Genomic DNA, 13,084 nt, shown 5'->3' with positions numbered 1-13,084 from the left:
GGATTACGTCTCGCTTTGACGAAAAAAGGGACGCGCGGTCAATGTCTAGACCGTGCGTCCCTACGAGTGTGTGCGTGTAGTGGCTAGCCCTTGAGTAGCTTGTGAGCTGCGCGACCCTCTATGCGTGGTGGCTTGACGTAATGCTCTTCGTATGTTTGGTACCGTGGCTCGACGGCGGGAGCGTAGGTGGCGAAGGTCTCTGCTATGAAGCCTTGCTCCTCGGGGCTGATCGCCTCGTAGCCACAGCGCATACGTATGACGCCACTCTTGCCGAAGTGCGCATTGAGCTGCGCCTCTATCTGTTCCTTTTGTCCTAGGGTCAGATCGTGGTAGCACCATACGAGTCCACGGGCGTAGCGTCTCAGCTTGTGCTCGTGGTAGTTGGGGCAGTGGTCGTAGCCGCCCGCCTTGTCGATGAGCTGGGGATTGGTGATGGTGAGCAAGCTATTGCCGTGCTCGACCTCTGCGAGAGCGTTGTGCCAGAGGGTGCAGTGCTCTCGTCTGCTGCATTGTGGTGTGTAACAACTAGCGTGTTCCATAAGTTTTTTGTGTTTAGTAAAATCAGTTTTATTGTGCTTTCAGGATTAGATTAGGGTTAGTCAGGGTTTGTGAAGCTCTTGAGTCGATCCGTGTAGCGCATCATCTCCTCGATGCGCGCCACGATCCGCTCCTGCTCCTCTAGCGGAGGGATGGGAAAGAGTAGGTTGTAAAACAACGACTTGTTAAGGTGAGGTATCGCTGCACCCACCTTTGAATTACGAAGCAGGGTTCTGTATGACTGAATGAAGTACAGCACATAGGGTAAGTACATCGTTCCGTTGATCCATAGTTGCTTGAATGTGCTACCCATATAGCCATCATGTGGAACAGGAAACACCTCGCCAGAGTTCTCTCCATCCACTAGAATGATATTATCTCCTTCAGTTACAAATCGTCCGCTGTCTATGTACTCTCCAGCAGACTTATTACGTAGATACTTTGCATCAAGACGTACTTCTCTACCCTTCTTTTTAGTGCCATCGATCAACAGACAAATAGCAGATACTCTGCTCCACTGCCAGCTGTCGGGGATGTCAAAGGGTATTTCGTCGTCGATGCAGGTATCTTCGCCAGAGGCGAGGATGCGCTCGTAGTAGGAGCCTTCGTCGGTGCGGTAGATGACGGAGGCGTTTTTGTCGCGACGTATCTTCTTCTCCTTGATGAGACGCTCCCGCTCAGCTTGTATACGCTCGAGGAGGAGTGCAGCGGGAGTATCGCTCGGCTCTTGTGGCACGAGTTGCCCTTGTATCGCTGCCTGCAGGATAGACTGCTGTAGCATATCGGGGAGCGTGCTTTCTAGCTCGTCCAATGCCACCTTCGCTTGCTCGTACTGGTCAACCAGCGTCATCAGCTCCTCGATACGCGCCACGATCCGCTCCTGCTCCTCCAGCGGAGGAATAGGGAAGAGCTTGTTTTCCAAATAGCCAACAATTATACGTTGCTGATTGGCTGTTCCTTTGAATGTGGCTTCCTCTACAAAGTAGGGGCTTTCTAAGAAGTACAATACAAAGAAACGATGCATTGTTTCGCCATAGGGTCGTAAGACCTTTAGTTCCGTTGTCCCAGCTCCAATACCATTGGGAAGCCCTTGAAATACGACGGCTTTTCTGTTTTGGAAACAGGGTGTTATTTTGGCAAACGCTATATCGTTATCTGCAAATACGGTATATCCAGCCTTTATTTGCTTCCACTTCCTTTCATAGTATCTAAATTCAGACCTATATCCTGGAGAAATAGCTTCCATAGGGACAAATCCTGCCGAGATGTTATCGTCTGCTATCACTTTAGGATTGAGTTGGAACACAGAAGATACTCTGCTCCACTGCCAACTGTCGGGGATGTCGAAGGGTATCTCGTCGTCGATGCAGGTCTCTTCGCCAGAGGCGAGGATACTCTCGTAGTAGGAGCCTTCGTCGGTGCGGTAGATGACGGAGGCGTTTTTGTCGCGACGTATCTTCTTCTCCTCGATGAGACGCTCCCGCTCAGCTTGTATACGCTCGAGGAGGAGTGCAGCGGGCGTGTCGCTCGGCTCTTGTGGCACGAGCTGCCCTTGGATCGCTGCTTGCAGGATACTGTCTCGTAGTTGCTTGCTGGTCATGTGGGGTGGCTGTTGGCGATTAGCTGTTGGCTGTTGGCTTTATGTTTAGCAGTTGCTCTATCTGGTCGAGGGTTTTGTCTATCTCGTGCTGGAGTGCAGTGCGTCGCTCGTGGTATTGCTGCAGTAGCTCGTGAGGGGGGAGTACCTCGATCTCTTCCTTGGGGTACTTGCACTGGTCTAGGTTGCACTCCATCGCTAGGAGTTGCTGGGGTGTGAAGCAGCGAGACTGCTCGTCCTTGCCCTCGGCGTCTACGATCTCCTTGCGGTCGTGCCACCAGTCACGGATGGGCTGACAATGCTGGAGGAGCATGGGGCGTGTCTTGGAGAAGTGCTTATACCCCTCGGGCATATCGAGTCGATAGAACCATGTCTCCCGAGTCTTAAAGCCTGTCTCAGCACCTGGGGCTGTGACGTTGTCAAAGAAGAGGATATTTGTGGCGATGGAGGTGTAGGGCGAGAAGATGCTCCCGGGAAGGCGTATGATGGTGTGGAGGTTGAACTCTCTGAGTAGTCGCTCCTTGATAGCGAGCTTGGCATTGTCTGTACCAAAGAGGAAGCCGTCGGGTAGTATGACGGCAGCGCGTCCGCCCGTGGCTAGTCGGTAGGTGATGAGCACCATAAAGAGGTCGGCGGTCTCGCTCGAAGCAAGGTCTGCGGGGAAGTGCTGCTTGATGTCAGCCTTCTCATTGCCGCCGTATGGTGGATTCATCAGTATGACGTCAAACTTGTCCTCGTCGGTGTAGTCTAGCACGTCCTTAGAGAGTGAGTTGCCGTGCTCGATGTGTGGCGAGCTGATGTCATGCAGGAGTAGGTTGGTGACGCATAGCATGTAGGGGAATTGCTTCTTCTCAGTACCATATATAGAGCGATCATAGAGTTCACGGTCTTCGGCGGTCTTGACGCGCTTGTCTAGAGCCGTGAGCCAGCTGGTTATGAAGCCTCCCGTACCACAGGCGAAGTCTGCCATGCGCTCTCCGATCTGAGGCTCTATCATCTCGGCCATAAAGTCTGTCAACGCTCGTGGGGTGTAAAACTCACCAGCAGCTCCTGCTGACTGGATCTCCTTGAGGATGGTCTCGTAGATCTCTCCGAAGGCGTGACTCTCTGCTGTGTCGCTGATGTTTAGCTCATCAATGACGTTGATGACCTGACGGAGTAGGACGCCATCCTTCATATATTGGTTGGCATCTTGGAAGGTGGTCCGTACGATAGCACTGCGCATCGGTGTGGAGGGGGTGACCTCTAGCCCCTTGAGCGTGGGGAAGAGGGTGTTATTGACGAAGTCTAGTAGCTCTTCGCCCGTGAGTGCCTTGCCGTCGGCAAGGTCTTTAGCCCATGTGCGCCAGCGACAGGGCTCTGGTATGAAGGAGTGATAGTTATCCTCCATAAATGCCCAGTCCTCCTCCTTGGTGTCATATATCTTTAAGAAGAGCATCCAAGCTAACTGCTCGATGCGCTGCGCATCGCCGTTGATACCGGCATCGTTGCGCATGATATTGCGTATGCGCCTGACAAAGTTGTTAAGTGGCATTTGTATATATTACTATGCTATGGTGGTGTATAGGTACTGCTCTAGCTCTCGTACAGCGGCGTAGTATGCCTCTCGGTCTGTGCCAAAGAAGCTTGCTATCTGAGCTGGTGAGCCCAGCTGTCGTAATGGATCTAGCTGCAGTACGTTGGGGTTCTCAAGCTGGGTGATACCATCGGAGGCGTACTTGTCTAGTAGCACCTCGAGTACCTGGCGTGCTTGCTCTCCGTACTTACTGAATATGTCTCTGCGCCGCACCTCGTTAGCTCGCTCATGTCGGGTCAAGGGCTTCTTGCCATACGCTATGTGGCAGATGAAGTCGAAGTCGTCTACGTCGCTCATGCCTTGCTTCTCCTTGAGTTGCTGTAGGTCGATGCCCTGCTCCTTTAGGAGGTCTGTGATGGTGCTCTTCTTGTCGGCCATGCGCCAGCGTCGTATGAACTCGTCTAGATTGGCGTACTGGTCATGTATCGTGCGTCGAGTATAGTCTGTGATGCTCTCGGTGCGGAGTAGCTTGCCATCTGTATCGTATACCGCTGAAATCTCATTGACAACAAATACGGTACAGCCGTCCTTGTCGACAATGGGCTTAGGGGTATGGGGCAATACGTTGCAGATGCAGGGAGACTGTCCACAGATAGGGCAAGGGTATTTGCTGGGAGTAGGGGTTGCGTTGGGAGTCGCATCGGGGTCATAATTTGTGTCAACCTCTATGGGGCCATCCCAGTCTGGGTCTGCAAAGAGTCGGGTGATATTGCGGAAGTCCATGATGACGAAGTGGGTCTTGCCGTGCTCCTCCTCTAGTCGTGTGCCACGACCTACCATCTGCTTGAACTCCGTCATGGAGTTGATCTGCTGATCTAGCACTATGAGCTTGACCGTCTTGCAGTCTACCCCCGTACTCAGTAGCTTGCTGGTGGTCGCTATGACGGGATAGGGTTCTGAAACAGATCTGAAGTAGTCGAGCTTAGCCTTGCCATACTCATCGCTACCCGTGATGCGTACGACATAGTCTGGATTTTGCTGACACATATCAGAGTTGGCATTGGCTAGAGCAGTACGCATACGATCAGCATGCTCTTCGTTGGCACAAAAGACGATGGTCTTCGCCATGCGGTCTGTATGCTTTAAGTATTTGGTGATCTGCTCTGCGACCTCACGTATACGGTCCTCGATGATGATCTTGTAGTCGTAGTCAGTATTGTTGTAGATACGGTCCTCGATGAGGTTGCCATAGAAGTCTCGCTGCCCCTTGTATGGTCGCCACTCATCTCCGATGTTTGTATTGATCCGGATCACCTTAAAGGGCGCTAGGAATCCATCATCAATGCCCTCCTTGAGGCTATACGTATAGATAGGCTCTCCGAAGTAGCTGATTGAGGACTGGTAGCGAGTCTCCCTAGGGGTGGCTGTCATACCTAGCTGTATGGCTGAGGAGAAGTAGTCTAGTATCTCTCGCCAGTTGCTGTCGTCCTTGGCACTACCTCGGTGACACTCGTCGACGATGACTAAATCGAAGAAGTCGGGCTGGAATAGCTCCTCATACTGCTTGCGTCCCTCAGCACCGATGAGCTGCTGATAGAGTGAGAAGTAAACTTTGTAAGCTGTGAGGGCGGTTTTCTCCTTGAGGTCTTGCTGATAGTTGATCTTGTGGATACCATTCGCAAGGGGCTTGAAGTCATTACCGATGGACTGATCGATGAGGACGTTTCGGTCTGCTAGGTAGAGTACCTTGTTGATGAGCTTGGCTTCGAGGAGGCGATATACAATCTGAAAGGCGGTGTAGGTCTTGCCCGTGCCAGTAGCCATGACGAGCAGGAGTCGCTTTTGCCCCTGAGCGACGGCAGAGATGGTGCGGTTCACCGCATTGCGCTGATAATAACGTGGCGTGTGCGTATTACTATCTGTATAGAAGGGCTGATCGATGACTCGCTGCTCCTCCTCAGAGAGTCCATTCCCGTGGTGACTCTCATCTCTAAAGCGCTGGCGTAGCTCCTCTCTCGTAGGAAACTCATTAAGTGCAATGGTGCGCTCGGTGCCAGTCAGAAAGTCATACTCCTGAAAGGCTGTGCCGTTAGAGCTATAAGCAAAGGGTATATCCATCATCTGGGCATACTCTTTAGCCTGCTGCATACCATGGCTGACGGTATAGGTCGCTCGCTTAGCCTCGATGATTGCTAGAGGGGTGGTCTTATTATAATAGAGTATATAGTCTGCGAACTTCGGCTTGGCTCGCAGATAGATATTGCCTTGCAGATTGATCTTGCCGTCGGTTATCTTGACGGGCTGGACTCTCTGCTCCATAGATATATGCTCAAACTCCCACCCCTTGTTGTGTAGCTGAGGCGTGATAAACTGATGCTTGATATCTTCTTCTGATAGCTTGTATATATCTGGCATATCTATCTGTGATTAGGAGGTTTGCCGATTGCAGTCTGATCTCTGTGAGCAAAGATACCTCTTTTTACAAAACAGAATAACACGATAGCTACTATATACGCTCTAGGTGGGTGTAGCGGATGAGGACTTCGCGGGTCCTGCCGTCGTCGAAGTGGATGGTGAGTTTGCCGCCCATGGCGCTCTCGATGCGCTCTATCTTGCCGTCGCCATGACGTGGATGGCGCACGCGGTCGCCGACGTGGTAGCCGTCGATGCTCTCGAGGGCGTTGACCGGCGAACTCTTCGCGAGCAGCTGCTGGGCTGTTGGCCGTTGGCTGTTGGCCGTTGGCTGTTGGCTGTTAGCTGTTGGCTGTTGGCTATTAGCTGTTGGCCATTGGCTGTTGGCCGTTAGCTGATAGCTGGTGCCGATGGGTGCTGCCTCCTCGTGGAGGGTGTAGTGGGCCCGTGGTAGCTCGGCGATGAAGCGGCTGGGGATCATGAGCTCGGTCTTGCCGTTGCGCGTGCGTATGCTGGTATAGCTAAGGGTGCAGAGCTTTTGGGCTCGTGTGATGCCGACGTAGAGGAGTCGGCGCTCCTCTTCGATCATCTCGGCCGTGTCGAGGCTGCGTGAGGAGGGGAGGAGGTTTTCCTCAACACCCGCGATGTAGACGTAGGGGAACTCTAGTCCCTTGGCGGCGTGGATGGTCATGAGCTGTATCCTATCCTGCTGGGTGGCTCCGCTCTGCTGCTCGACATTGTCCTGATCTTGGTTGGTCAGGAGTGGGATCTGCTGGGCAAAGGCGCTGAGCAGTTCGGCGCTTAGTGGCTCCTCAGCAAAGAGGTTGAGCGGGTCCTGTCGGTAGCGAGCCTCAAACTCGGAGGCGCTGCTGACAAACTCCTTGAGGTTGTCGAGTTTGGCCTGGCTCTCGACGGTGTCTTCGCGTGTGAGCTCGGCGACGATGCCACTCTCACGGAGTATGTGTGCGATCCACTCCTCGAGCTTGGCGTAGTGCTGATAAGCTGTGGCGAGCGAGTCGATGAGATTGACAAAGGAGGCTATCTTGTTGCGTACGCCTCGGCTGAGACCGACGGGGTCGGCACTGTCGATAGCGGCGCAGAGCGCATCGTAGAGCGATAGCTGCGGGCTGTGCTGCTGGGCATAGAGAGCGACCTTCTCGAGGGTTTTGTCGCCAATGCCTTTGCGTGGATAGGCGATGGCTCGGCGCAGTGCCAGTTCGTTGTGCGGGTTGATGATGAGCTGGAGGTAAGCTATGGCGTCTTTGATCTCGGCACGCGCGTAGAAGGCCATGCCTCCGTAGATGACGTAAGGGATGCCCTCCGAGAGAAGCTCCTCCTCAAACTTACGGCTCTGCGCATTCGTGCGGTAGAGGATGGTCTGGTCAGAGAGCGGTATCTGCTCCTCATCGTGTCGCTGCGTGATGATGTCGATGAGTCGTGTCGCCTCTTCGTCGGACGAGGTGTAGTGGTAGAGCTGTAGCTTCTCGCCCTCGCCGAGGTCGGTGTAGACCTCCTTGGGGATGCGCTGCTGGTTGTGCTCGATGAGGGCATTGGCACTGCTCACGATATGGCCTGTGGAGCGGTAGTTTTGCTCTAGCTTAAAGAGCTTGGCACCGGCGAAAGCTTGCTTGAAGCTGAGGATATTGGCAATGCGCGCCCCTCGGAAGGAGTAGATGCTCTGGGCATCGTCGCCCACGGCAAAGATGCGGTTGTGGTCAGCGACGAGGTGACGGGCTAGCTCAAACTGCGAGGTGTTGGTGTCCTGATACTCGTCGATGAGGAGGAAGTCTATGCCGCCCTTGATCTCTTGGTGCGCCTCGGGGAAGTCGCGTATGAGGACGTTGAGGAGGAAGAGCAGGTCGTCGAAGTCCATCGCGTTGCTCTCCTTGCAGCGCTGCGTGTAGAGGCTGTAGAGCTTGTATAGCTCGCCCTCATGGTTCATCGTATCGTACTTGCGTATCTCCTGATTGGCAGCGTATGCTTGTGGAGAGATAAGCATGTTTTTCGCATCGGATATGCGCTTGAGGACACGCGTCGGGGTGTAGTTCTTGTCGCTGAGGTCTAGCTCCTTGATGCAGTTGCGTAGGAGCGCCTTGGTGTCACTGGTGTCGTAGATGGAGTAGTCCTGACTGTAGCCGAGCAGTGGGGCGTAGCGCCTCAGGATACGTCCGCAGATGGAGTGAAAGGTGCCCATGCGTAGCCTATAAGCGATGCTTTCGCCGAGCATGTCGCTGACACGCGAACGCATCTCGCCGGCAGCTTTGTTGGTAAAGGTGAGGGCGTAGAGTCGCTGGGGGGTCCACCCTTGGTCTACGAGGTGAGCGAGCTTGTAGGTGATGACGCGGGTTTTGCCGGAGCCAGCCCCGGCGATGACGAGGGCGGGTCCTTCGTTATAGACGACGGCAGCTCGCTGTGCTTCGTTGAGTGCAGTGAGGTCTACCATAATTACTCTTGCTCTGCCTGGAGGATTGCGTCTAAGGTCTCGAGCAGGCGTGTGCGTCGCTGGGGATCGGCGATGGCGTCTCGTAGTGCCTGCAGGAGCTGGTGGGGGAGTAGCTCGTCGTCGTGTGCCGGCTCTTCGCTGGGCGTGGTCGGCTGCTCTGGCTCGTAGCTGCGTATGGTGGGATCGTCGGGCAGGAAGGTGATCAAGCCCGCTAACCGCTGCGGTAAACGCTCGGGCAGGTCGGTCATCGGGAAGAACTGCTTGGCATCCTCGATAAAAAGGTAGGTCGGGCCGAGCAGGTAGGGGTCGATGTGCTGCGTTACGGAGGAGAACTGTAGGGGCGTGAAGAGCGACAGGTGCGGCACGGAGATGTAGAGGTGGCTGATCATGAGTCGCTTGATCGCTATGGAGAGGGGATCGGTCCACTTGCTGAGCTTTTGGCCACAAGCTACATAGACAAAGCTGTAGGCACCTGAGATGCTTGCGTTTTGCCTATTCACCTCGGAGAAGAGTGCGACGGTGACGCCCTCGGTGACACCGCGTGTCTCTAGTATCTCGTGCCACAAGCTCTGCTCCTCCTCGTCATGGACGATGATGAGCATACGCCCTGGCTCGTAGACGGAGACGAAGCGCATCATCGCTATCACAGGCTCGATGATGGCCTCGCTGTGAGGCGCGGGGATGATGCCGTAGCTCTGCCGCAGGAGCTGGTAGAGTGCCTGACGCATCTCGAGGCTACTCTCGGCCTGTACGTAAGGTTGTGGCAGCTCGCCTGTGGAGAGCTTTTTGGTTACTAGCTGACGCCAATTGCTGAGACGCAGGTAGCTACGGATCATCTCGTAGACATCGTCGTAGCACTGGAAGGTGCTGGAGAGCTCCTTGGCCTCTCGGGTGATCTGATCGATGAGGTGGTAATGCTCTGGCGGGAGGAGGGTACCCTCGAAGTAACGCGCCAGCCAGTCGGCGTAGAGCTCCTCTTTGCCCTTGCCTATGCTGCACTCGATGGTGCGCCCCCCCTTGTAACTGATGAAGATAGAGGTGCGGTCGGGCTGGAAGGGTGTGGAGCCCCAAGGATAGCCGGGCACCTCCTCCGAGAGGAAGTTGATGACTGCCTCGATATGCTTGCAGGTGCCTAGCCCGCTGGTGCGAAAGTCTAGACAAGCGCAGTAGTTGCGGTCGCTCCGTACGCCTCGGAAGGCGACGCGGTAATGGTTTGACCCGCTCTGCACCATGTAGTCTCCCCAGATGCGATTGTTGTCTAGGTGGAAGACGGTAAAGTCGTTTTGCTCAGCAAACTGCTTGCGGAGGGCTATCTGCCATGCCTCGACGCTCATGCCTTCGGGGCAATAGCGGTTGGAGAGCTTCTTGGGGTCTGTCTGTTGCATAGTTTTAGTAGATCAATAGGTATAGTTGGGGGGAGTGTTTCTTTAGGAATCCTGCTCGTCGGCCTCGGTCGTTGGGGTGCGCTGCATCTCCTCCTTGAGGTAGTGCGCTGTGTAGCTCTGCGTGTCGGAGCACTGCGCCATCTCTTGTGGTGAGCCAGCGAAGATGACCTCGCCACCGTTGCGTCCGCCCTCAAGGCCCATATCAATGAGGTAGTCGGCACTCTTGATTACATCCAGGTTGTGCTCGATGATGAGTACTGTATTGCCACGGTCTACTAGCTCGTTGACCAGCTTGAGGAGAACGCGTATGTCCTCAAAGTGTAGCCCCGTGGTGGGCTCATCGAGAACGTAGAGGGTGCGTCCCGTGTCTCGCTTCGAGAGCTCGGTCGCCAGCTTGACACGCTGGCTCTCACCGCCCGAGAGGGTCGTGGAGGGTTGACCCAGCTTGACATAGCCTAGCCCGACGCGCTGCAGTGTCGAGAGCTTGCGGTAGAGGGCGGGGATATGCTCGAAGAACTCGACCGCCTGATTGAAGGTCATGTCTAGCACCTCGGCTATGCTCTTGCCCTTGTAGCGCACCTCGAGGGTCTCACGATTGTACCGCTTGCCACGGCACACATCGCACGGGATGGTCACGTCGGGGAGGAAGTTCATGGAGATGGTTTTGTAGCCGTTGCCTTTGCACTCTTCGCATCGTCCGCCCTTGACATTAAAGGAGAAGCGCCCCGGCTTGTAGCCACGCGCACGGCTCTCGGGCACTTTGACAAAGAGGTTGCGGATCTCGCTAAAGAGTCCGGTGTAGGTGGCTGGGTTGCTCCTCGGGGTGCGTCCTAGTGGCGACTGATCGACGAATGCTATCTTGTCAATCAGCTCCAAACCCTCGACAGACGCGTAGGGTAGCGGTGCCTGCTTGCTACGATAGAGGTGCTGTGAGATGATCGGCACCAGCGTGCCGTTGATGAGCGAAGACTTACCGCTACCTGACACGCCTGTGACGCAGACGAAGAGGCCTAGCGGTATAGCGACATCTACGTTCTTAAGGTTATTGCCTGTGCAACCCTTGAGTCGTAGCCAGGCATCATCGGTAGGCTGTCGGTAGGTGGCTGGTAGGGGGATGGCTAGCCTATTGGTCAGGTAGTCGCAGGTGAGCGTATGCGTATCGCCAATGGCAGAGGGTGGCCCCTGATAGGTCACATGGCCACCGAGACGGCCCGCACCTGGTCCCATATCGATCAAGTAGTCGGCGGCGAGCATCATATCGCGGTCGTGCTCTACGACGAGGACCGTGTTTTGCGCATCACGGAGCTTCTTGAGGGCGTCTATGAGCATACGGTTGTCGCGCTGGTGCAGGCCGATGCCTGGCTCATCTAATATATAGAGTACCTCGACCAGTCCGGTGCCTATCTGCGTGGCGAGACGTATGCGCTGTGACTCGCCACCACTGAGCGAAGCGGAGGGACGAGCGAGCGTCAGGTAGTATAGCCCTACATCTAGTAGAAAATTGACCCGCAGCAAGATCTCTTTGATCACTTCGTGGGCGACCTTCTGCTGGTTTTTGGTTAGCTGCCCCTCGATCTCCCGCAGTCGCCCTACCAGACGGTCTAGGTCTAGCTCCGTCAGGTCGGCGATGTTGTAGCCCGCGAGCTTGTAGCTGAGGGCTATCGGGTTGAGGCGTCGTCCGTGGCACTCGGGACAAGTTTGCTCCGTCAGGAACTCTTCCGCCCAGCTGCGCATGGAGGCGGTAGCGTCATCATCCTCTGCCAGCTCACGCACATACTGAGAGACGCCCGCAAAGGTGAAGTGTGCCTCGCCCTCGTCCTCCTCTTCGTCTGAGTCGACGCCGAAGAATATCTGCTCGACCGCCTCTGCGGGGATCTTTTCGAATGGGGTGTCTATCGTGCAGCCATGCTCCTTCAAGATCTCCTCGATAGAGGTGAAGAGTAGGCTGCGCTTCTTGTATCGCCCGATGGGTACGATTGCGCCCTCACGTATGGAGACCTTCGGATCGGCCACCACCTTGTCTATGTCTAGCACGCCCACACGTCCTAGGCCTTTGCAGCGCTTGCAGTAGCCACGAGGCGAATTGAACGAGAAGTCGGCCGGCGAAGCGTCTGGATAGGCGATACCACTCTCGGGGTCCATCAGTCTCTTGCTCAGATGCTGTATCTCTGTGCTATCGCGTCGCATCACGTCGATGACTCCCTCACCGAGCTTCATCGCTATGCTTACCGCTTCGGTGATGCGCTGCTTATTGCTCTCACGTACGGAGCATTTGTCCACTACGACACTGACGTAGTGTATGGAGAAGCGGTTGAGTCGCATGCCAGGCGTCAGCTCGCACACCTCACCATCGATGTAAGCGTGCAGGAAACCTCGACGTCTCATCTGCTCGAAGAGCTCGCGGTAGTGTCCCTTACGATCGACCACGACGGGTGCCAATATGTAGATCCCCTCGTCAGCGTACTGCTCCATGATATGCTCCACGACCTGCTCCTCGGTGTAGCGCACCATCTCCTTGCCCGTGAGGTAGGAGTAAGGGGTGCCGACACGTGCATAGAGGATACGTAGGTAGTCGTAGATCTCGGTCACGGTGCCAACGGTAGAGCGGGGATTGGTCGAGGCACTCTTCTGTTCGATAGCGACCACGGGACTAAGCCCCACGATCTCATCGACGTCGGGTCGCCCGCCACCGCCTCCGATGAAGCTGCGCGCATAAGAGGAGAAAGTGTCTAGATAGCGTCTCTGCCCCTCGGCCAGTAGCGTGTCAAAGGCCAGCGAAGACTTACCACTCCCTGAGAGTCCCGTCACGACGGTCAACTTATGGCGAGGCAGCGAGACATCTACATTCTTCAGGTTGTGTACACGAGCTCCATGCACTTCGATAGCGCCCATCGCCCACAGCTCCTGCTCAGAAGCTGAGGCGTGCGTGTCGCTGTCGTTAGGTCTATCGGTGTGAGCGTCTATCCGTCTGTCCTTGTCCATTTATCTAGAGATGCGGTTCATAGCCTACAAATATAGTGCTTTTCTGCGACAAGGAGGGCTGGTTGGCTGTTGGCCGTTGGCTCTTGGCTCTTGGCTGTTGGCCGTTAGAGAACTTTCACGTGGGGATCTACCTCTTCGAAGGCAAAATCGTGTCGGGGGAAGCGAGAGAATAGTCCTTTTTAGGTATTGCGGGGTGTGAGATATGGGGGTAG

Annotated in this window: 7 protein-coding genes; all 7 read right to left on the bottom strand. The window is 55.2% G+C overall.

All coding sequences use genetic code 11. The features are described 5' to 3' along the window. Nucleotides 1-83: 83 nt before the first annotated feature. Nucleotides 84-539 (bottom strand): DUF6078 family protein, encoded by a 456-nt coding sequence (locus tag RDM37_RS03425; protein WP_308555016.1) that lies wholly within the window; start codon nucleotides 537-539, stop codon nucleotides 84-86. A gap of 56 nt (nucleotides 540-595) precedes the next feature. Beyond that, a complete protein-coding gene (locus RDM37_RS03420) occupies nucleotides 596-2,137 on the bottom strand; it encodes a restriction endonuclease subunit S (RefSeq protein WP_308555014.1) in 1,542 nt (513 codons plus the stop codon). A gap of 19 nt (nucleotides 2,138-2,156) precedes the next feature. Next, nucleotides 2,157-3,668, bottom strand: coding sequence for a class I SAM-dependent DNA methyltransferase (locus RDM37_RS03415; RefSeq protein ID WP_308555012.1), 1,512 nt, complete (start codon nucleotides 3,666-3,668; stop codon nucleotides 2,157-2,159). Between the two features lie 12 nt (nucleotides 3,669-3,680). Next, on the bottom strand, nucleotides 3,681-6,065 hold the full coding sequence (gene hsdR / locus RDM37_RS03410) for an EcoAI/FtnUII family type I restriction enzme subunit R (protein WP_308555010.1): 2,385 nt from the start codon (nucleotides 6,063-6,065) through the stop codon (nucleotides 3,681-3,683). Between the two features lie 91 nt (nucleotides 6,066-6,156). Further along, the gene (locus RDM37_RS03405) at nucleotides 6,157-8,505 is read right to left on the bottom strand and encodes a UvrD-helicase domain-containing protein (RefSeq protein ID WP_308555008.1); all 2,349 of its coding nucleotides are present in this window, start codon (nucleotides 8,503-8,505) and stop codon (nucleotides 6,157-6,159) included. A 2-nt stretch (nucleotides 8,506-8,507) separates the two neighbouring features. Beyond that, a complete protein-coding gene (locus RDM37_RS03400) occupies nucleotides 8,508-9,890 on the bottom strand; it encodes a hypothetical protein (RefSeq protein ID WP_308555006.1) in 1,383 nt (460 codons plus the stop codon). 42 nt (nucleotides 9,891-9,932) lie between these two features. Continuing rightward, on the bottom strand, nucleotides 9,933-12,872 hold the full coding sequence (gene uvrA / locus RDM37_RS03395; protein ID WP_308555004.1) for an excinuclease ABC subunit UvrA: 2,940 nt from the start codon (nucleotides 12,870-12,872) through the stop codon (nucleotides 9,933-9,935). Nucleotides 12,873-13,084: the final 212 nt, after the last annotated feature.

The organism is uncultured Porphyromonas sp. (genome assembly GCF_902489635.1).
GTDB lineage: Bacteria > Bacteroidota > Bacteroidia > Bacteroidales > Porphyromonadaceae > Porphyromonas.
Note: the sequence above shows the minus strand (reverse complement) of the source record. Positions and strands in the feature narration are given on the sequence as shown.